The organism is Pseudomonas sp. FYR_7 (assembly GCF_043106155.1).
GTDB classification, from domain to species: domain Bacteria; phylum Pseudomonadota; class Gammaproteobacteria; order Pseudomonadales; family Pseudomonadaceae; genus Aquipseudomonas; species Aquipseudomonas parafulva_B.
The window spans coordinates 57,034-75,645 of sequence record NZ_JBICMI010000067.1; the positions used below are offsets into that span (position 1 = coordinate 57,034).

At 62.8% G+C, this 18,612-nt stretch carries 15 protein-coding genes and 1 pseudogene; 6 read left to right on the top strand and 10 right to left on the bottom strand.

Annotated features, from left to right (window positions below; all coding sequences use genetic code 11):
- Positions 1 to 7 precede the first annotated feature (7 nt).
- The 3 genes from sutA to glnK form a co-directional block, all read right to left on the bottom strand.
- Positions 8 to 337 (bottom strand): transcriptional regulator SutA, encoded by a 330-nt coding sequence (gene sutA / locus ACF8R3_RS16475; protein WP_023532471.1) that lies wholly within the window; start codon positions 335 to 337, stop codon positions 8 to 10.
- 507 nt (positions 338 to 844) lie between these two features.
- On the bottom strand, positions 845 to 2,176 hold the full coding sequence (locus tag ACF8R3_RS16480; protein WP_058602806.1) for an ammonium transporter: 1,332 nt from the start codon (positions 2,174 to 2,176) through the stop codon (positions 845 to 847).
- A 47-nt stretch (positions 2,177 to 2,223) separates the two neighbouring features.
- Positions 2,224 to 2,562, bottom strand: coding sequence for a P-II family nitrogen regulator (gene glnK / locus ACF8R3_RS16485; RefSeq protein ID WP_002555808.1), 339 nt, complete (start codon positions 2,560 to 2,562; stop codon positions 2,224 to 2,226).
- A 363-nt stretch (positions 2,563 to 2,925) separates the two neighbouring features.
- Here glnK and ACF8R3_RS16490 point away from each other — a divergent pair, with 363 nt between their 5' ends.
- Positions 2,926 to 3,183 carry an accessory factor UbiK family protein gene (locus tag ACF8R3_RS16490; protein WP_058602805.1) on the top strand — a complete coding sequence of 86 codons (258 nt, stop codon included), beginning with the start codon at positions 2,926 to 2,928 and terminating at the stop codon, positions 3,181 to 3,183.
- A gap of 35 nt (positions 3,184 to 3,218) precedes the next feature.
- On the opposite strand, the gene ACF8R3_RS16495 is transcribed toward ACF8R3_RS16490, so the two are convergent.
- Positions 3,219 to 5,228, bottom strand: a complete 2,010-nt coding sequence (locus tag ACF8R3_RS16495) for a DUF4034 domain-containing protein (protein WP_392515905.1) — start codon at positions 5,226 to 5,228, stop codon at positions 3,219 to 3,221.
- Between the two features lie 232 nt (positions 5,229 to 5,460).
- On the opposite strand from ACF8R3_RS16495, the gene ACF8R3_RS16500 reads away from it, so the two are divergent.
- The 4 genes from ACF8R3_RS16500 (at position 5,461) to ACF8R3_RS16515 (ending at position 9,689) form a co-directional block, all read left to right on the top strand.
- Positions 5,461 to 6,951, top strand: a complete 1,491-nt coding sequence (locus ACF8R3_RS16500) for a YifB family Mg chelatase-like AAA ATPase (RefSeq protein ID WP_058638859.1) — start codon at positions 5,461 to 5,463, stop codon at positions 6,949 to 6,951.
- Between the two features lie 117 nt (positions 6,952 to 7,068).
- Positions 7,069 to 7,845 carry an alpha/beta fold hydrolase gene (locus tag ACF8R3_RS16505; protein ID WP_392515900.1) on the top strand — a complete coding sequence of 259 codons (777 nt, stop codon included), beginning with the start codon at positions 7,069 to 7,071 and terminating at the stop codon, positions 7,843 to 7,845.
- Positions 7,845 to 8,642 (top strand): SDR family NAD(P)-dependent oxidoreductase, encoded by a 798-nt coding sequence (locus ACF8R3_RS16510; RefSeq protein ID WP_144963932.1) that lies wholly within the window; start codon positions 7,845 to 7,847, stop codon positions 8,640 to 8,642. The genes ACF8R3_RS16505 and ACF8R3_RS16510 overlap by 1 nt, the downstream gene beginning before the upstream one ends.
- Before the next feature lie 135 nt (positions 8,643 to 8,777).
- The gene (locus ACF8R3_RS16515) at positions 8,778 to 9,689 is read left to right on the top strand and encodes a LysR substrate-binding domain-containing protein (protein ID WP_197844302.1); all 912 of its coding nucleotides are present in this window, start codon (positions 8,778 to 8,780) and stop codon (positions 9,687 to 9,689) included.
- Between the two features lie 201 nt (positions 9,690 to 9,890).
- On the opposite strand, the pseudogene ACF8R3_RS16520 reads toward ACF8R3_RS16515, so the two are convergent.
- The 4 genes and pseudogenes from ACF8R3_RS16520 to ycaC all read right to left on the bottom strand — a co-directional run bounded on the left by ACF8R3_RS16520 (position 9,891) and on the right by ycaC (position 13,975).
- A pseudogene (locus ACF8R3_RS16520) lies at positions 9,891 to 11,732 on the bottom strand (amidohydrolase).
- Positions 11,733 to 11,809: 77 nt separating this feature from the next.
- Positions 11,810 to 12,628 (bottom strand): alpha/beta fold hydrolase, encoded by an 819-nt coding sequence (locus ACF8R3_RS16525; protein ID WP_058638855.1) that lies wholly within the window; start codon positions 12,626 to 12,628, stop codon positions 11,810 to 11,812.
- Positions 12,629 to 12,665: 37 nt separating this feature from the next.
- Positions 12,666 to 13,232: an antibiotic biosynthesis monooxygenase gene (locus ACF8R3_RS16530; protein WP_392515901.1), complete on the bottom strand. Its 567-nt coding sequence runs from the start codon at positions 13,230 to 13,232 to the stop codon at positions 12,666 to 12,668.
- A 113-nt stretch (positions 13,233 to 13,345) separates the two neighbouring features.
- A complete protein-coding gene (gene ycaC, locus ACF8R3_RS16535; RefSeq protein WP_023532859.1) occupies positions 13,346 to 13,975 on the bottom strand; it encodes an isochorismate family cysteine hydrolase YcaC in 630 nt (209 codons plus the stop codon).
- A gap of 223 nt (positions 13,976 to 14,198) precedes the next feature.
- Here ycaC and ACF8R3_RS16540 point away from each other — a divergent pair, with 223 nt between their 5' ends.
- Positions 14,199 to 15,626, top strand: a complete 1,428-nt coding sequence (locus ACF8R3_RS16540) for a mechanosensitive ion channel family protein (protein WP_058602797.1) — start codon at positions 14,199 to 14,201, stop codon at positions 15,624 to 15,626.
- A 29-nt stretch (positions 15,627 to 15,655) separates the two neighbouring features.
- Here the strand turns inward: ACF8R3_RS16540 and ACF8R3_RS16545 are convergent, their stop codons facing one another.
- Complete coding sequence (locus tag ACF8R3_RS16545; protein ID WP_196126271.1) at positions 15,656 to 16,942, bottom strand: FAD-binding oxidoreductase; 1,287 nt, start codon at positions 16,940 to 16,942, stop codon at positions 15,656 to 15,658.
- 159 nt (positions 16,943 to 17,101) lie between these two features.
- Complete coding sequence (locus ACF8R3_RS16550; protein WP_392515902.1) at positions 17,102 to 18,592, bottom strand: aldehyde dehydrogenase family protein; 1,491 nt, start codon at positions 18,590 to 18,592, stop codon at positions 17,102 to 17,104.
- Between the last annotated feature and the right edge of the window lie 20 nt (positions 18,593 to 18,612).

An 18,612-nucleotide genomic window follows, 5' to 3' on the forward strand; every position in this document is an offset into this window, starting at 1 on the left:
GCATCGCTTAGATAGGGCGACTGCCGTATTTGTTGTCCGGCTTCTTGGGTGGGTCGGCGACCACGTTGGCCTCGACTTCCTGAACCTTGCCACCACGCGACAGGAACTCTTCCATGGCCTTGGCCAGGGCATCGCGCTCCTTTTGCTTGGCTTCCAGGCTGGGCATCTCGTCTACCGAGACAGCCGCCTTGGATTTGCCCTTGGCAGCGGGTGCAGGACTGCTGTCGTCGTCGCCAGCGTCTTCTGCAACATCATCGGCAGCCGCTTCCAGGCCGTCGTCAGCCTCGTCTTCATCACCGACCTCGAGGTCATCATTTTCCAGATCGTCGTCGCTCATGTTCTACCTCATGACGTGCAAAAGCAGGTTAGTTAGAGACCAGTGCAGCCGTAGACCGGCAGCGCCTGGCGAAAATTCCACTGGCCGTGGGTTCGACCTCGGCCTTTGGGCCAACACATCTGACGGACGGCTGTACCCTGGTGGGCCTGCACGTGGCAGTGCCGCACAAAACCTGTGACCCCTGCTGGGCCACGCGCTTTTTTAGCAAGCCTGGCAAAGGCTGGCAGGGGTGATGAATGCATGATCCAACACCCTTCGGCGCGCATTCTAGCGCGCTCGCAGAAAAAGCAAAGCGCCATGAATGCCCCAACTTTTGTAAGTTTTGTACCCGTGTCACAAACAGGCGGGATAAACCGTTTGCGCGCCTGAAAATACTGGGCAAGTGATCAAAAAAAGGCAGCAGGTGAGCCACATGCCAGCCCATGCCCCGGACGCCTGGCCAGGCCGACCCCAACCACAAGACGAAAAAATGCCCGGCAAGCCGGGCATATTTCTGCAGCTTCGTTGTTACAGGTTGTAGCCGCGTTCGTTGTGCTGCGCCAGATCCAGACCAACGGCTTCTTCTTCTTCGTTGACCCGAAGCCCCATCACCAGGTCCAGGACCTTGAGGATGATGTAGGTGACGATGGCGGTGTAGGCCACGGTGAAAATCACGCCCTTGGCCTGCACCCAGACCTGCATGCCGATATCGGTGACCGCGCCGAAGCCGCCCAGCGCCGGGGCTGCGAACACACCGGTCAGAATGGCGCCGACAATACCGCCGATGCCGTGTACGCCAAATGCGTCCAAGGAGTCGTCGTAGCCGAGCTTGCGCTTGAGGCTGGTGGCGCAGAAGTAGCAGATCACGCCCGATGCGAGGCCGATGACCAGGGCGCCCATCGGCCCCACCGTGCCCGCTGCCGGCGTAATGGCGACCAGGCCCGCGACCACGCCCGATGCGATACCCAGCGCACTGGGCTTACCGTGACCGATCCATTCGGCGAACATCCAGCCCAACGCCGCAGCAGCCGTGGCGATCTGGGTGACCAGCATGGCCATGCCTGCAGTGCCGTTGGCCGCAGCCGCCGAACCCGCGTTGAAACCGAACCAGCCGATCCACAGCATGGCCGCGCCCATCAGCGTGTAGCCCAGGTTGTGCGGTGCCATGGGTGTGGTCGGGTAGCCTTTGCGCTTGCCCAGCACCAGGCAGCAGACCAGGCCTGCGATACCGGCATTGATGTGCACGACGGTGCCACCCGCGAAGTCCAGCACGCCCCAGTCCCACATCAGGGCACCGTCACCGCTCCACACCATATGGGCGATCGGCGCATACACGAGGGTGAACCAGATGCCCATGAACACCAGCATGGCCGAAAACTTCATGCGCTCGGCGAAGGCGCCCACGATCAAGGCCGGTGTGATGATGGCGAACGTCATCTGGAAGGTGATGAACACCGCTTCGGGGAACAGCGCCGTGGCCGAGGTCAGGCTGTCAGGCGTCACGCCGCTGAGAAATGCCTTGGAGAAGCCGCCGACGAAGGAATTGAAGTTGAGAACGCCCTTCTCCATACCGGTGGTATCGAAGGCCATGCTGTACCCGTAGACGACCCAGAGAATGCTCATCAAGCCAGTGATGGCGAAGCACTGCATCATCACCGACAACACGTTTTTCGAGCGCACCATGCCGCCATAGAACAGCGCCAGGCCTGGGATGGTCATGAACAGCACGAGCGCCGTGGCGGTGAGCATCCAGGCGGTGTCGCCGGAGTTGAGTGCTGGCGCGGCCTCCTCTGCAAGGGCAAGCCCTGGCATGACGAAGGACAATAGGGCTCCTAGCCCTGCGATCTTACGCAGAGTCATATTGTTTTCTCCTGGGGCGTTGGGTTTGGTGAGGCTTGTGTTGCTGCTTAGATCGCGTCGGTATCGGTCTCGCCGGTACGGATGCGGATCGCCTGCTCCAGATTCACCACGAAGATCTTGCCGTCACCGATCTTGCCGGTGTTGGCAGCCTTGGTGATGGCCTCGATTACCCGATCCAGGTCTTTGTCATCGATGGCAACATCGATCTTCACCTTGGGCAGGAAATCGACCACGTATTCGGCACCGCGATACAGTTCGGTGTGACCCTTTTGACGCCCGAAGCCTTTGACTTCGGTGACGGTGATGCCCTGCACGCCGATTTCCGACAGTGACTCGCGCACGTCGTCCAGCTTGAACGGCTTGATGATGGCTGTGACTAGCTTCATGAAACTCTCTCCCGATTTGGTGGACTTGCCCCAGGAAAACAAACCCGTCTCAAGTCTAAGCGCAGCGGTTGCCTTTTGTAACGCGTCGTCGGCATGCGCACTGCCTGGTCACAAGGAACTGCATCAGTGCATGGCTCGCTTAGCACTTTGCAGAAACCTTGCCAGGTTTGTGAAAGCCAGCAAAATCAGACCTTTGGTCACATTGCACGGCTTTGGCCCATCGCCACTACCCAGCCTGTGCACTCATACGGTGCGAGGCCGACTCTGCCATTGCGCGAAAAATGTGCAACGCCGCCTCGTCATTGGAGACACCGGGGTGCGTGGTACACTGGCCACCATTTCCCGACACTGGTGGATACCTTGATGCTCGCGCCCAAAGCCCTTCTCGATGCCCTGAGCGACCAGGCCTCGCGCCTGTTCAGCAGCGACAACACCCAGCCTCGGGCCGAGCTGGAAAGCCAGTTCAAGGCCCTGATGCAGGGCGCTTTGAGCAAGCTCGACGTGGTCAGCCGCGAGGAATTCGATAGTCAGATGGTGGTGCTGGCACGCACCCGGACTCGCCTGGAGGCGCTGGAAAAACAAGTCGCCGAACTCGAAGCGCGCCTGGAAGCTAAACGCTGACGCCCAGGCTGAGTGAATCAGCCTCTTATCAGGTTTCAGCGCGCTTCAAGCCTGCGGGCCGGTCGATCCAGGCCAGGTTTGGGCGGCAGTTCGCTGGGGCGTAGGGTGCCCCGGAACAATGCAGCACCGTATTGCGTGAACAGGGTGCGTACCCTGTTATGCGAATTGAGGACTTCGGCGTGAATGTCTTCGATGGCAGTGTCGCCAGGTCGCAGACTCGCCGCGTGGGTCACCCACTCGATGGCTGCGTAGCGGCTTTGCCTGCGTGTACCTTGCCCCTGCATCCAGGCAAGCCCCAGCTCGGCACTGGCACGCGCCGCAATAGCGCTGTCCGGGTGTTCCACCAGGCTGAGCAAGTAGGCGACCGCCTCGGCTCGCTCACGCGGCTGGCCAAACTGGCGCAGCAATATGCCCAGGTGCAACCGTGCGCAGGCATTGGTCTGAGCATTGCCCAGGGCGTCTATCAACAGGCACCTGACCTCAAGCACCTTGTCTCGATCACCAAAGTTCGTCCCCCCTTGCATCTGCAGGCAGGCCAACCGGTATTTGGCTTGGCGACTGCCCGTCTGAACGGCGCGCAGCAACCATTGCTCAGCCACTTCACGGTCCAGATATCGCCCAGGGGTATCGTTCCACTCACCCTGGTGCAGTTCGAACAGGCTCAACGCCGCACCTGACAGGGCTTGCTCGGCGCCGCCCTGAAGCAAAAAGTAGGCGACCTCATGCCGACCGTAGGACCAGAGCAAGCGGGACAGTTCCAGGATTTTCAGGCCCGGCGCCTGGCCCGCCCGCTGGCGCTTGATCGCAATCGCCAGCCAGCGCTTGGCTTGATCGCCGCTGCGCGCCAGGCCCCACAAGCCAAAGTGATGACCCGCGGCCCGCAGCGCACAGGCAGCGGCGTGAGAGCGGCCATCGCTCAGGCGAAGGATCGCGGTATTGAGCAATGCCTGTTCGCGCGCGGGCGTGCTCGTCAAAGCCGTGATGATCAAATGTCGAAGCGGCGGCCCCAGTGCCTGAATGCCGCCCAAGTCGGCAGGGCATGCAAGGCTCTGGGTAAAATCGGCCAGTGCCTGGTTGTGATCGCGTAAAACGCTCGCCTGCAATGCACCGCGCCATGCCAGCATTACGGCAGTCTCCCTGGGCCGTAGGGGACGCACAGCCCAGTCGTCGAACAACTGCTGGTACTTGGCCACGGCGCTTGGGCGCTCGGTACTGGGGAGCTTCAAGCGTGCCTCGACGGCCATCCATCGCAGCGCATTGCGCAACGGCTCGCTCCAGCCCTGGCAGGACGGCATGTTGACCAACCGTTCGACGGACTCGACTTGCCCACGTCGGTCCTGCAACAGATACAACGCATGGGCCTTGATGGCCTCGAAGCAGCCCGGCCGTGCGGCCAATGCCTGGCTCAGCCAATAGGCCTGCGGTTCCTGGCGCTCGGTGCGCGGCGCGAGCCCATCGGGCAACATCCGAGGCAGCTCGGCCAAGGGCATCACCCCATGCCTGACCAAATACGGCGCCGCAGCCTCCTGCACCTCTACATCCGCACGTGCACTGGGCCTGAAGCGGGCAGGCTGTTCATTGAACAGCTCCATCAGCCAGCCCGGCTCGCGGAACCTGGCACTGAGCAACTGCAAGCCTATGGAGGCCGCAACCGGTCGCTCCGAACGGGCCAGGGCTTTGAGTAAATGGGCAGTGGCGGTTTCGCACATTTGCTCTATCGCCAGCCAGCGTGCCGGTGTGCGGGCGCCGCCCTGGTCCACCTGGCAGGCACGGTTGAGGCAATAGAAGCCCATGACGACCTGCGGGTGATAGGCCCTGGGGCAGGCATCGATCCAGGCCCGAAGGACCTGGCTCAGCGCTCTGTCCCCCTGGTCCGGGTCGATCAGCAGATGGCGCTCGACAGCTGAGAGGTAAGCTGGGAACTCACCCGGAGGGGCTTGGTGCCAGCGGGCCTCCAGGGAATCGAAATAGCGGTTGAGCTCGACGAACGCATTGGTCTGAACCAGTTCGCGAATAACCTCACGGGTGTGGGTGAGCGTTTGCACAGCGCAATACCTCAAGTCCATTTCAAGGTCGAAGCGGTGCCATCCCATGGCATCGGTGGTTTGCTTGAACAACACTAAGCCAAAGAAGGTCGCTGCGCAAAGCTATTGGATCCATTTCCAGGCGCTACTTAGGCGGAAATGATCAGAAGCACACTGGTACCCCCACCGCCATCCTGGCTCGCTATGCTTGGTCCATCCGCAGGAAGCGGTCTTGGCAGCGAATGGAGCGCCCATGTCTTTAGCCCTTGTCCACAGCCGCGCCCAGGTAGGCGTACAGGCCCCGGCCGTCAGCGTCGAAACCCATTTAGCAAATGGCTTGCCTCATCTCACATTAGTCGGCTTGCCCGAAACCACGGTCAAGGAAAGCAAGGACCGCGTGCGCAGTGCCATCGTCAACAGTGGCTTGAATTACCCTGCGCGGCGCATCACGCAAAACCTCGCACCCGCCGACCTGCCCAAGGACGGTGGCCGCTATGACCTGGCCATCGCCTTGGGCATCCTGGCGGCCGACGCCCAGGTGCCCGTTGGTGCCCTGACCGAGCTCGAATGCCTGGGCGAGCTGGCGCTGTCGGGCACGTTGCGGCCGGTGCAGGGCGTCTTGCCCGCAGCACTCGCCGCACGCGAGGCTGGCCGAGCGCTGGTAGTACCCCGTGAAAATGCCGAGGAAGCCAGCCTTGCCAGCGGTTTGGTGGTGTATGCCGTCGGCCATCTATTGGAGCTGGTGGCCCATCTGAACGGGCAGGTACCGCTACCTGCCTATGCCGCCAATGGCTTGCTCCTGGACCCTCGCCCCTATCCCGACCTGAGCGAGGTGCAGGGGCAACTGGCCGCCAAACGCGCGCTGCTACTGGCCGCTGCCGGGGCGCACAACCTGCTCTTCACCGGGCCGCCGGGCACTGGCAAAACCTTGTTGGCCAGCCGCCTGCCGGGCCTGCTGCCACCGCTGGATGAGCATGAAGCCCTGGAAGTCGCCGCCATCCAGTCGGTCAGCGGCCACACCCCGCTGAGCAGCTGGCCACAGCGACCGTTTCGCCATCCTCACCATTCCGCCTCCGGGCCTGCGCTGGTGGGTGGCGGAAGCCGGCCGCAGCCCGGGGAAATCACCTTGGCCCACCACGGGGTGCTGTTTCTGGACGAGTTGCCCGAATTCGAGCGCCGGGTACTTGAAGTGCTGCGTGAACCCTTGGAATCTGGCGAGATCGTGATCGCCAGGGCGCGGGATAAAGTGCGCTTCCCTGCCCGCTTTCAGTTAGTCGCCGCCATGAACCCCTGCCCCTGCGGCTACCTGGGCGACCCCACAGGGCGATGCCGTTGCAGCACCGAACAAATCTCCCGTTATCGCAATAAACTGTCAGGCCCGCTGCTGGACCGGATCGACTTGCACCTGACCGTGGCGCGCGAGAGCACCACACTCAACAATCGGCCCTGCGGGCAAAGCAGTGCCGACGTCGCCCTCCAGGTCGCGCACGCCCGGGACGTGCAACAGCGTCGGCAAGGGTGCGCCAATGCATTCCTCGACCTGGACGGGCTGCGCCAGCACTGTAGCTTGGCAGCACCTGATCAGGCTTGGCTGGAAGGCGCCTGTGAACGGCTGACGCTGTCGCTGCGAGCAGCACACCGATTGCTCAAGGTCGCCAGGACACTGGCAGACCTTGAGGGATGCACGGCGATTGGCCGGGCGCATCTGGCCGAGGCCCTGCAGTACCGTCCTGGGGGTGGCTGAAAGGAAACCTGGATGCCCACCCCGCAGAAACAATGCTGCCCAGTGCCCGCAGCGCCTGAATGAACTTCCCCAGCCGCTTCGCTTTCCATCTATAAAGCGAACGATTTCAGGTGCTCGATGCTCCCACACAGCCAGCAAGGCCGCGGTCCCGTTACCTTCGTGTTGATGCATTTTCTGGGCGGCTCGCACCGAACATGGTCCGCCACCCTCCCTTACCTGGACCGTACGCATGCCTGCATCGCCCTGAACACACCCGGATACGGCGACGCCAATGACGTCACCGGCTATACGGTCGACGAAATGGCCGACCAGGTCGATGCGAGCATCCGGGAGCTTGGGCTCAAGCACTGCATCCTTGTTGGCCACTCGATGACCGGAAAAGTCGCGGTCGTGCTGGCCGCTCGCCGCCCGGACTACCTTCAGGGCCTGATCCTGGTCGCCCCATCACCCCCTGGCCCCCAGCCGATGAGCGATGAAGACCGCGACCAGCAACGGGCCTACACCGCCAGCCGGGAGCAAGCCGAAGCCTTCGTCGACGACTCGAGCTACCACAGGCTGCCCGATGCCCTGCGCGAAGTCGCCATCGCCGACGCCCAGGCCGTCAACCTCGACGCCTGGCGTGCCTGGGTCGACCATGGCAGCCGCGAGGACTGGAGCGATCGCATCGGCCTGCTGGCCTATCCGGCCCTGCTGATCTGCGGCGCCGATGACCAGCAGGTGCCCGACGCCCAAGAGCAGCAACGGACGACCTTGTCGCACTTCCCTAACAGCACTGTGCTTACCCTGCCTGGTGCGGGGCACCTGATGCCTTACCAGACCCCTCAGGCATTGGCCGAGCCGATGCTTGATTTCGCAAGACCTATCGCTGCTGAACTTTCCCTGGGAGATCGTTGATGGATTTAGGTTTGAAAAACCGTGTGGCCCTGATCAGCGGCGCAGCTGGCGGTATTGGTCTGGCCACCGCTCGCCTACTGGCCGAGGAAGGTGTGAAGCTGGTGTTGACGGACATCGACCAAGGTAAGCTCGAAGATGCCGTCAAGGCGTTGGGTGGCGCGCCCTTGCTCATAGCGGCGGACATGACCCGCCAGGACGAGGTGAACAACTTGGTCCGGCAAGCCGAAGAGCGTTTTGGCCAGGTGGACATCGTGGTGCATACCACGGGGGTAACGGGCGCCAAGGGTGACCCGCTGGAAATGAAGGACGAGGACTACCAGGAAGCCTGGGATACCGACTTCTTCACCGCCGTGCGGGTGGCGCGGGCCACCCTTCCGGCGATGCGCAAGCGAGGCTGGGGACGGTTGGTGTGCATCACCTCCGAGAATGCCGTGCAGCCTTACTGGGAAGAGGCTGTGTACAACGTCGCCAAGGCCGCACTGGCTGCGTTCATCAAGAACCTGTCCTACAAAGAGGCGGCGCATGGGGTGCTGTGCAACACGGTGTCGCCGGCCTTCATCGAAACCAACATGACCGATGGCATGATGAAACAGCGCGCCGAAGAGAAAGGCGTGAGCTTCGAGGAGGCTATCGAAAGCTTCCTCGAAGAGGAACGGCCCGGCATCGTGCAGAAGCGTCGAGGCAAGCCTGAAGAGGTCGCGGCCGCGATCGCGCTGCTGGTTTCGGAGCGGGCTTCGTTCATCAATGGCAGCAACCTGCGGGTCGATGGCGGCTCGGTGCAAAGCGTCCAGAACTGAACCAGCACGGGCGCTCGGGCCGGGGCGGGGCGGGCCCGAGCGCGCTCCGCGCCCCAAGCGCCAGATCCACCATCCAGCCGCCAGGAACGTTAAACTGCGCAGGCCGCCCTTGGCGGGTTCTGTGGAGACGCATTCTTGGAAGACCTCAACTCACTCTACTACTTCACCCAAGTGGTCGAGCACGGTGGCTTCGCCCCGGCGGGTCGGGCGCTGAACATGCCCAAGTCGAAACTCAGCCGACGCATTGCCGACCTCGAAGAGCGTCTGGGCGTGCGCTTGCTGCAGCGCACCAGCCGCCACTTCGCACTGACCGAGATCGGCCAGGCCTATTACAACCGTTGCCTTGCCATGCGCGTCGAAGCCGAGGGTGCTGCCGAGATCATCGAGCGCAACCGCAGCGAGCCCCGAGGGCTGGTGCGTATCAGTTGCCCGACCACCCTGCTCAACGCCTGGGTCGGGCCGATGTTGACGCGCTACATGCTCAAGTACCCGCAGGTGGAGCTGTTCATCGAAAGCACCAACCGACGCGTCGATCTCTTGCATGAAGGCTTCGACATCGCCCTGCGTGTTCGTTTTCCGCCGCTGGAAAACACGGACATGGTGATGAAGGTACTGAGCGACAGCACCCAGTGTCTGGTGGGCCATCCTCGCTACCTGGCGCAATTGCCAGACGGTTTCGATCCTCAGTTGCTGGGCGCGCTGCCCAGCCTGCATTGGGGCAGCGCCCAGCGGGAGTATCACTGGGAGCTGTCCCAGGGCGGTGACAACAACCAGAGCATCGTCATACCGCACACGCCGCGCATGGTCACCGACGACCTGTTTGCCCTGCGCCACTTCGTGGTTGCGGGTATCGGCATTGCGCACCTGCCACGCGTGGCTGTGCGTGACGACCTGGCAGCAGGCCGCCTGGTGGAGTTGCTGCCAGGCTGGTACCCGCGCAGTGGCATCGTGCATGCGATCTTTCCCTCACGACGCGGCTTGCTGCCCTCGGTGCGTGCATTGATCGATCACCTGGCGGACGAATTTGCGCTTTGCGACATGGCTTGAGGTTCGAACCGGTAAGGTTCATGGCGGGCGCCCGACATTGTCCCGCCGCTTCAGTTACAAGACAGTGAGCGGCTGCGGGTAACCGGGTGCTTTGGCCCCCAACCTGTCTATCGGAATGTCGCCATGGGACGCTAAGCCGTTCAAAACCTTGCGCGTTGTATCTGAAATGCTGGGGCTGCTGCACAGCCCTCAGAATCGGGCCTAGAACGCAAAGCACGAGCAACCCAGCGCGCCCCAGAACCCCTGAAAGTCATTGACCGGCACGCTGGAATGCCGGGCCTTTTCATGGCTGTGCGCGTGGACACCGCACGGGCCCGAGCACTGGTGTGCCATGCCGACCAGCGAGGGGGTGCCCACGCGCCAGTGGCCAGGCACCTTGGCGACCGGTGACCACTCAGGTAACACCGGCACCTGGGGTGGCCCTAACGTGTCGAACTCGGCGGCGCCGTACACGACCTTGCCGTCCACCACGGTGAGCACCGACTCGATACCCTTGATCGCCTCTTCCTCCACCGAGAAGAAATCCAGCGACAGCGCCGCCAGGTCGGCGAGCTGACCGACCTTGATCTGCCCCTTCTTGCCCTGCTCACTGGAGAACCAGGCACTGCCCTGGGTGAAGAGCTGCAAGGCCGTGTCCCGGCTCAGTCCTTCGGGATACAGCGCCATGCCGCCAACGGTCTTGCCGCTGACTAGCCAGTACAGCGAAGTCCACGGGTTGTAGCTGGACACGCGAGTCGCATCGGTACCCGCCCCTACTGGCACACCCATCTCCAGCATGCGCTTGATCGGCGGCGTCTGCTGCGCCGCTTGGGCGCCATAGCGGTCGACGAAATACTCGCCCTGGAAGGCCATGCGGTCCTGAATGGCAATGCCGCCACCCAAGGCGCGTACCCGCTCGATGTTGCGGGGCGTGATGGTTTCGGCATGGTCGAAGAACCACGGCAAGCCATTGAACGGTACGTCGCGGTTGACCTTCTCGAACACATCGAGCATGCGCGTGATCGACTCGTCATAGGTCGCATGCAGGCGGAACGGCCAGCGTTGCTCGACCAGGTGTCGCACCACCGGCTCCAGTTCCTGCTCCATGGTCTGCGGCAGGTCCGGGCGCGGTTCCAGGAAGTCTTCGAAGTCGGCAGCCGAGAACACCAGCATTTCGCCTGCACCGTTGTGACGCAGGAAATCGGTGCCGCTGTGCAACTTGACGCTGGCCGTCCATTTGCGGAAATCGTCCAGCTCTTCCTTGGGCTTCTGGGTGAACAGGTTGTAGGCGATGCGCACCGTGAGCTGACCGTTGTCGGCCAGCTCCTGGATCACCGAATAATCGTCCGGGAAATTCTGGTAGCCGCCACCGGCATCGATGGCACTGGTCAGCCCCAATCGATTCAGTTCGCGCATGAACTGGCGTGTGGAGTTGACCTGGTATTCGAGAGGCAGCTTGGGGCCTTTTGCCAGCGTGGCGTAGAGAATCATGGCATTTGGCCGCGCGATCAGCATGCCCGTCGGGTTGCCGAATTTGTCACGCTGGATTTCCCCCCCAGGTGGATTGGGCGTGGTCTTGTCATAGCCCACAGCCTTGAGCGCTGCACGATTGAGTAATGCCCGGTCGTACAGGTGCAGCAGGAACACAGGGGTATCAGGCGCAGCCTGGTTGATTTCCTCAAGGGTGGGCATGCGTTTTTCGGCGAACTGGAACTCGTTCCAGCCACCCACCACCCTGACCCATTGCGGGGTCGGCGTACGTGCGGCCTGGTCCTTGAGCATGCGCAGGGCATCGGCCACCGACGGAACCCCTTCCCAACGCAGCTCCAGGTTGTAGTTGAGGCCCCCGCGGATCAGGTGCAGGTGCGAGTCGTTGAGCCCGGGAATGACGGTGCGCTGGCGCAGGTCCACAAGCTGGGTGGCCGTTGCTTTGTGGGCCATGGCCTCGGCATCGCTGCCCACGGCGATGAAACGACCGTCCTTGATGGCTACGGCGGTGGCGTTGGGGTTCTAGCGGTCGACGGTGTGCAGCTTGCCGTTGAACAGAATCAGATCAGCGCCCATGGGGCCTCCTTGGAATGGGTAGCAAATTCATACGTCAGGCGCAGCGGCGGCGTGGCGACGCCGCCTGCCCGTCTGGCTCAACGCTGGAGAAACGCCAGCAGGTCTTCGTTTAGTTGTTGCGCATGGGTCACAGCAAACCCATGCGGCGCACCGGCATACACTTTCAGCTCGGCGCCGGCGATCAGCTGCGCCGCGCGCTTGCCGGTGGTCTCGAAAGGCACGACCTGGTCGGCATCGCCGTGAATCACCAAGGTCGGCACATCGACCTGGGTCAGGTCCTGACGGAAATCGGTTTGCGAAAATGCCGTCACGCAGTCCAACGTCGCCTTGAGCGAGGCCAGCAGCGCGATGTTCAAGGTCTGCGTCTGTACGCCTTGGGACACCTGCTGGCCCTGGTTAAGCCCGTAAAACGGGGCAGCGAAGTCGGCGATGAACTGAGCGCGGTCGGCCCGCAACCCGGCCTCGATCCCTTCGAACACCGACAGATCCACCCCGTCCGGATTATCTGGGCGCTTGCCGAACACAGGCGTCACGGCTCCCAGCAGCACCAGACCGGCCACCCGCCCGGTACCGTGGCGACCGATATAGCGGCTGACATCACCGCCTCCCATCGAAAAGCCCACCAGGGTGACCTCATGCAGGTCCAGGTGCTCGATCAGTTGCGCGATGTCATCGGCGAAGGTGTCATAGTCGTAGCCGGTCCACGGCTGGCTCGACCGACCAAAGCCACGGCGGTCGAAGGCGATGGCCCGGTAGCCGCGGCTGGCCAGGTACTCCATCTGCGTGTCCCACATGTCGGCATCCAGCGGCCAGCCATGGCTGAACAGCACCGGCTTGCCAGTACCCCAGTCCTTGAAATAGATCGAGGTGCCATCACGCGTTTGGAACGTGCTCATATCGGTATCTCCTAGCGGTATGTGGAAAAGGGCTTGTTCAGCCGCGCAGCCAATGGGCGCAACGGCGGGTGACCCAGGGCATGATGTAGAACACCACAGGCAGAATGACGAACAGGTTACCGATCAGGGTGCCTCTGACCGGCCCAGCCAGCTGTGGAAAACGTTCGAAGAGCGGGACCAGCAGGTGCGGGACCACCAACGTCATCGGGCAGATCACCAGGTACGTCAGCACCGCCTGTTTCCAACGCGGTGGTGGTACGGCGCCGGTGCCAGGTGGGGTGAACCAGAATTCCGGGTCCTCATGGACCTGAGGGCTGTCGCCACCGTCGAGCAGCGGCAGCACGTCCCGGATCATCGCCTGGCGTTCTGCTGAATTGACCCACGCCTGCAACAAGTCGGCATTGGCGAACCGGACCACGGTGGTGAAGTGTAGACCGCCCTGGTCGGGTCGAATGACGTTGACGTCCAGGTGCCCCGCCTGGCGGCGGGCGGTGCTTACCGCGTGCTTGAGCCACACTTCGTAGTCGCTCAGTGACGCGGCGCGGACCTTGTGCTGGATCACCAGGGTAACCACATTGCGGTTGTCTTGGGCGGCGGTGTTCATCTGCATTCCTTGGGCTGAGCCTGCCCGCATCCGCTGGGCAACAGGGGACGGGCTGAACGTTATCGAGGTGTGCGGCCCTGCGGGCACCGGCCGGGGTGCCCGCGGCGGTGGGGTTACTTGCTGGCGTTGAACGCGTTGTAGCTGGTCATCAGGTTGCGGTAGTCAGGGATATGGTTGGAGCACAGCGCGGCCAAGCCCTCGACGTCGTTGCGCCAGTCGCGGTGCAGTTCGCAGGCTACGCCGAACCAGGTCATCAGCTGGGCGCCAGCACGGCTCATGCGGTCGTGGGCGGCATCGCGGGTCATGGCATTGAAAGTGCCGGACGCGTCGGTCACCACGAACACCTCGAACGCCTCTTCCAGGGCGGCCAGGGCCGGGAAGGCCACGCACACTTCGGTGACCACACCTGCGATGATCAGTTGCTTCTTGCCAGTGGCCTTCACCGCCTTGACGAAGTCTTCGTTGTCCCAGGCGTTGATCTGGCCAGGACGTGCGATGTAAGGCGCGTCCGGGAACAGGGCCTTGAGCTCTGGCACCAGTGGGCCGTTGGGGCCTTGCTCGAAGCTGGTGGTCAGGATGGTCGGCAGGTTGAAGAACTTGGCCAGGTCCGCCAGGGCCAGCACATTGTTCTTGAAGGTGTCGGGCTCGATATCGCGCACCAGCGACAGCAGCCCAGCCTGGTGATCGACCAGCAGAACGGCAGCGTCGTCTTTGTTCAGGCGGTTGTATTTGAATTGAGTCATGGCGGTTACTCCAGTAGTCGTGATTTGCAGTAAGTAGGGTGTTTCGCGTTGATGGGAGAAGATTAAAATCATCCAGTTATCGGCGGTAGATAGTGTTTTTTGGCTTTAGCGTTCTATTTTGTGAACGATGGTTCAGCGCCATTAACTGCAGCGCCGTGCCCATTGCCTCCTGCATGAACCTGCTCTATTACTACCCGCAGCCCATCCCTGCCCCGAGACCACCATGCTGGCGTTCATCCAGTCGTCCCCACTGCTGCTCGGTACCACCCTGTTGCTGCTTGACCTGATCGTTTGGCACCTGATTCCGGCCCAGCGCCATGCCTGGCGAATAGCCACGCGGCTGACCCTGTTCCTGCTTTTCAGCCTGGTGCTGGTGGCTGCGGGTATGAGCCCGCTGCAGCCCGCGCCTTGGGTCGACGACGTTGCCCGCAACTTGCTGGCCACCGTGCTTGCCATCGCCTGGTGGCTGTTTGGCGCGCGCACCGTCACGGTGGTTTTCGGCCTGTTGCTGGTGGCGCGCGGCAGCCACGGCGGCCGCTTGCTGCAGGATGTGCTCGGCGCATTGATCTTCATCGCTGCCGTGGTGGCGGCGGCCGGCTATGTACTGCAATTGCCCGTCAAGGGGCTGCTGGCCACATCGGGGGTGATGGCCATCGTCATCGGCCTGGCCTTGCAGAGCACCCTGGCGGACGTGTTCAGCGGCATCGTGCTCAACACCACGCGGCCCTATCAGATTGGTGACGCCATTTCCATCGATGGCACGGAGGGCAAGGTGCTGGACATCGACTGGCGTGCTACCCGGCTGCTCACCAGCAGCGGCAGCCTGGCGGTCATCCCGAACTCCGTGGCTGCCAAGGCCCGCTTACTCAACCATAGCCGTCCGGCTGATGTGCATGGGGTGTCGATCAGCGTGGTCGTGCCTGCCAGCGTGCGCCCTGGCAAGGTGTTCGATGCGCTGGAAAAGGCGCTGCGCGGTACCCGTGCGATCCTTTCCACACCCGCCCCCAAGGTAGCCGTGAAAACCTCGACGCTCGATTCGGTGGAATACGAAGCCAGCGGTTTCATCGCCGACATGAGTGGCAAGAACGCTACGCGCAACCAGTTGTTCGACCTGGCCCACCGGCACCTGGAAGCGAACGGGGTGCTCTGGAACCAGGACCTGACGATGCCGCCGCGCAGTCGTCAACGGGAGGTGCTGGACGAGGTACGGGTGTTCCGCGCCCTGAGTGATGAAGAGCGTGACACACTGAGCCAGCACATGACCGCCGTCGAGTACCTGGCTGATACGACGATTCTGGAGGTGGGCAAGCAGTCCGAGCACGTGCTGATCATAGGGCGAGGTGTTGTATCGGCGGCGGTGCTGGAGGATGGCAAGCGCCTGGAGGCCGGACGCATGGGCCCAGGTGAAGTACTGGGCATCGACGGGCTCGTTGATGAAGACGACTCGCTGGTGGAGTTCAGAACCTTGACCAGTTGCCTGCTGTATCGCATCGACAAGCAACGGGTCAAGGCGTATCTGCAGCAACATGGCGATGTGCAGACCGCCTTGAGCAAACTGCAACGCGTCCGGCGTCAGGGTCGCGAATCGCTACTCCTGCACAAGCCTGTTTCCATCAGGAAAGGCGGTTTCCTGAGCTGGCTGCACAAATGACGCGTCACCTGCCGGTGTGGGGCGTTGCCTCACAGCACCACGCGCAGGCACTGGCCGGCGTGATACAGCGAGAATCCGGACTCATAGAACGCCGTGCGCAGTGAGGTCGCGCTCACGCCTTTCATGGTCGAGAACGGTATCGGCAGGCTGGCTGCTTCCCCTTTTGACAGAAACTCGGCGAACGCCCGGCCAATGACGGTGCCGGTGGTATTGCCACGCCCGTTGTAGCCGGTGACCGCCACCAACCCAGGGGCGGGTTCGAACAGACGCATCAGGTGGTCGGGCGTAAAGTCGATGCAGCCGGTCCAGTGCATGTCCCATTCGACCTTGCCAAGCGCAGGATAGTAGTGACGCTGGATACGGTCGGCCCAACTGCGCACGAACCACGCGGGCTTGTTGTCGACCCGGCCCAGGCTGCCGAGCAGCAAACGGCCCTGGTCATCGCGGCGAATACTGCTGAGCACGGTGCGGGTATCCCAGGAGCCTTGGCCGTGAGGGAGTATCTTGTCGGCCTGCGCGCCATGCAATGGCTTGGAGGCAACCTGGTAGTAGTAGCCCTTGAAGAACTGCTTTTGCAGGTTGCTCCAGTCCCCTTCGGTGTAGGCGCCCGTGGAGATCACCACCTTCTCGGCGCGAACCGAACCGCGTGCGGCCTGCACACGCCAGCCGTCGCCCTCGCGCGTCAGGCCCTGAACTGCGGACTGTTGGAACAGCTTGCCGCCCAGGCGCACCACGGCAGCTGCCAGGCCCTGGGTGTAGCCCATCGGGTTGATGGTGCCGGCACGGCGGTCGAGCAAGGCGGCGGCGATCTTGTCGGTACCGCAATATTCCTGGCACTGTGCGCCGGTCAGCAGTTCGACATCGGCACCACGCCGTCGCCACTGCTCGTGGCGGGCCTGCAGATCGGCGATGCCGGTGGCGTTATGTGCCATGTGCAGAGTGCCCTGGTGCCGTGCCTGACAGTCGATGCCCAGGCGTTCGATCATGGCGAACACATCGGCCGGAGCCTGACCCAGCACCGTATTCAACCGGCTGCCTTGCTTCTGGCCCAGGGTGGCTTCAACGTCGTCTGGGCGAATCCACGTACCGGCATTGACCAGCCCGACGTTGCGGCCAGAGCCGCCGTGGCCCACCTTCCAGGCCTCCAGCACGATCACCGACTTACCCTGCTCGAGCAGGTGAATGGCCGCTGACAACCCGGTAATGCCGCCGCCGATCACGCAGACATCGGCGTGGTGTTCCCCCGCCAGGGCCTGGACGGTCACGCTTGGCACGGTGACGCATTCCCACAAGCATTCTTGACGCAGTTCGGACATGGCCCGGCTCCCGCAATTTATTCTTGTTCGAGACCGCCGTGCGGCCTTTCGCAGCCAAGCCCGCGTCCCCAGGCATCGAGGCATATGCACCGATCCCGATGGAGGCGGGCTTGGTCGCCCACCAAGGGGCGTGCCCCTGGTTCTACACAATCACGCTAGTCAGTCGAACACGATGCCCTGCGCCAGTGGCAACTCACGGGAGTAGTTCACGGTATTGGTCTGACGGCGCATGTAGCCTTTCCAGGCATCGGAACCGGATTCACGGCCACCACCGGTCTCCTTCTCACCCCCGAACGCCCCGCCGATTTCAGCACCGCTGGTGCCAATGTTGACGTTGGCGATACCGCAATCACTGCCAGCCGCGCTCTGGAAACGCTCAGCCTCGCGCAGGTCGGTGGTGAAGATGCAGGACGATAAGCCCTGGGGGACCTCGTTGTTCAGGCGCAAGGCTTCGTCGAAGTCATCGTAGGCCAGCACATAGAGAATCGGCGCGAACGTTTCATGGCGCACCACCTCGCTTTGCCCAGGCATTTCGGCAATGGCAGGCGATACGTAATAGGCATTGGGATATTGGTCGGCCAACTGGCGCTCACCCCCGAACACTTGGCCGCCTTCGTCGCGAGCCTTGGCCAGGGCGCCTTGCATGGCATCGAACGAGGCCTTGTCGATCAGGGGCCCAACCAGGTTGTCCTTGCGCGGGTCACCAATGCGTACCTTGCCGTAGGCGGCTTTGACCCGAGCCAGTACTTCATCCTTGATCGAACGGTGCACGATGAGGCGGCGCAGCGTGGTACAGCGCTGCCCGGCAGTGCCGACTGCCGAGAAGAGAATACCCCGCACGGCCAGGTCCAGGTCGGCGCTAGGTGCCAGGATCATTGCATTGTTGCCGCCAAGTTCCAGGATGCTGCGGCCAAAGCGTGCCGCTACACGCGGCCCGACTTCACGGCCCATGCGCGTGCTGCCGGTGGCGCTCACCAGGGCTACGCGGGGGTCATCGACCAGGGCTTCGCCTGCTTCACGGCCGCCGATGACCAGCTGCGCAAGACCTGCCGGCGCATCACCGAAGGCTTTCAACGCCTTGTCTAACAACGCCTGGCACGCCAGGGCGGTCAATGGCGTTTTCTCGGAGGGCTTCCATACCACCGAATTGCCGGCCACCAGAGCCAGGGCGGTGTTCCAGGACCAGACCGCCACCGGGAAGTTGAACGCGCTGATCACACCGACCACACCCAGCGGGTGCCAGCTTTCGCGCATGTGGTGGCCAGGGCGCTCGGAAGCGATGGTCAGGCCGTACAACTGACGTGACAGCCCCACTGCAAAGTCGCAGATGTCGATCATTTCCTGCACTTCGCCCAGGCCTTCCTGGGTGATCTTGCCTGCTTCGATCGAAACCAGTTCACCCAGGTCTGCCTTGTGCTCGCGCAACACTTCGCCGAACAGGCGCACCAGCTCACCCCGGCGTGGGGCAGGCACGCTGCGCCACGCCTCGAACGCCTGCTGGGCCTGCTCGATACGCGCGGTGGTCTCGGCTTGACCGAGCAGCGTCACCGAAGCGATCTGGCTGCCGTCGATTGGCGTGTGTACAGCGTAATCGCCTTGGGTGTAAGCCTGGGCAGCAACGCCCAGGCGCTCGAGCAATCCAGCAACCATTGGTGTTCTCCTACATGGGT

Excerpts from the sequence above, each read along its gene's own strand:
- sutA (WP_023532471.1), bottom strand. The coding sequence starts at position 337 with ATGAGCGACGACGATCTGGAAAATGATGACCTCGAGGTCGGTGATGAA.
- ACF8R3_RS16525 (WP_058638855.1), bottom strand. The coding sequence starts at position 12,628 with ATGAGCACGTTCCAAACGCGTGATGGCACCTCGATCTATTTCAAGGAC.
- ACF8R3_RS16545 (WP_196126271.1), bottom strand. The coding sequence starts at position 16,942 with ATGTCCGAACTGCGTCAAGAATGCTTGTGGGAATGCGTCACCGTGCCA.
- ACF8R3_RS16540 (WP_058602797.1), top strand. The coding sequence starts at position 14,199 with ATGCTGGCGTTCATCCAGTCGTCCCCACTGCTGCTCGGTACCACCCTG.
- ACF8R3_RS16550 (WP_392515902.1), bottom strand. The coding sequence starts at position 18,592 with ATGGTTGCTGGATTGCTCGAGCGCCTGGGCGTTGCTGCCCAGGCTTAC.
- ACF8R3_RS16530 (WP_392515901.1), bottom strand. The coding sequence starts at position 13,232 with ATGAACACCGCCGCCCAAGACAACCGCAATGTGGTTACCCTGGTGATC.
- glnK (WP_002555808.1), bottom strand. The coding sequence starts at position 2,562 with ATGAAGCTAGTCACAGCCATCATCAAGCCGTTCAAGCTGGACGACGTG.
- ACF8R3_RS16490 (WP_058602805.1), top strand. The coding sequence starts at position 2,926 with ATGCTCGCGCCCAAAGCCCTTCTCGATGCCCTGAGCGACCAGGCCTCG.
- ycaC (WP_023532859.1), bottom strand. The coding sequence starts at position 13,975 with ATGACTCAATTCAAATACAACCGCCTGAACAAAGACGACGCTGCCGTT.
- ACF8R3_RS16510 (WP_144963932.1), top strand. The coding sequence starts at position 7,845 with ATGGATTTAGGTTTGAAAAACCGTGTGGCCCTGATCAGCGGCGCAGCT.
- ACF8R3_RS16500 (WP_058638859.1), top strand. The coding sequence starts at position 5,461 with ATGTCTTTAGCCCTTGTCCACAGCCGCGCCCAGGTAGGCGTACAGGCC.
- ACF8R3_RS16505 (WP_392515900.1), top strand. The coding sequence starts at position 7,069 with ATGCTCCCACACAGCCAGCAAGGCCGCGGTCCCGTTACCTTCGTGTTG.
- ACF8R3_RS16480 (WP_058602806.1), bottom strand. The coding sequence starts at position 2,176 with ATGACTCTGCGTAAGATCGCAGGGCTAGGAGCCCTATTGTCCTTCGTC.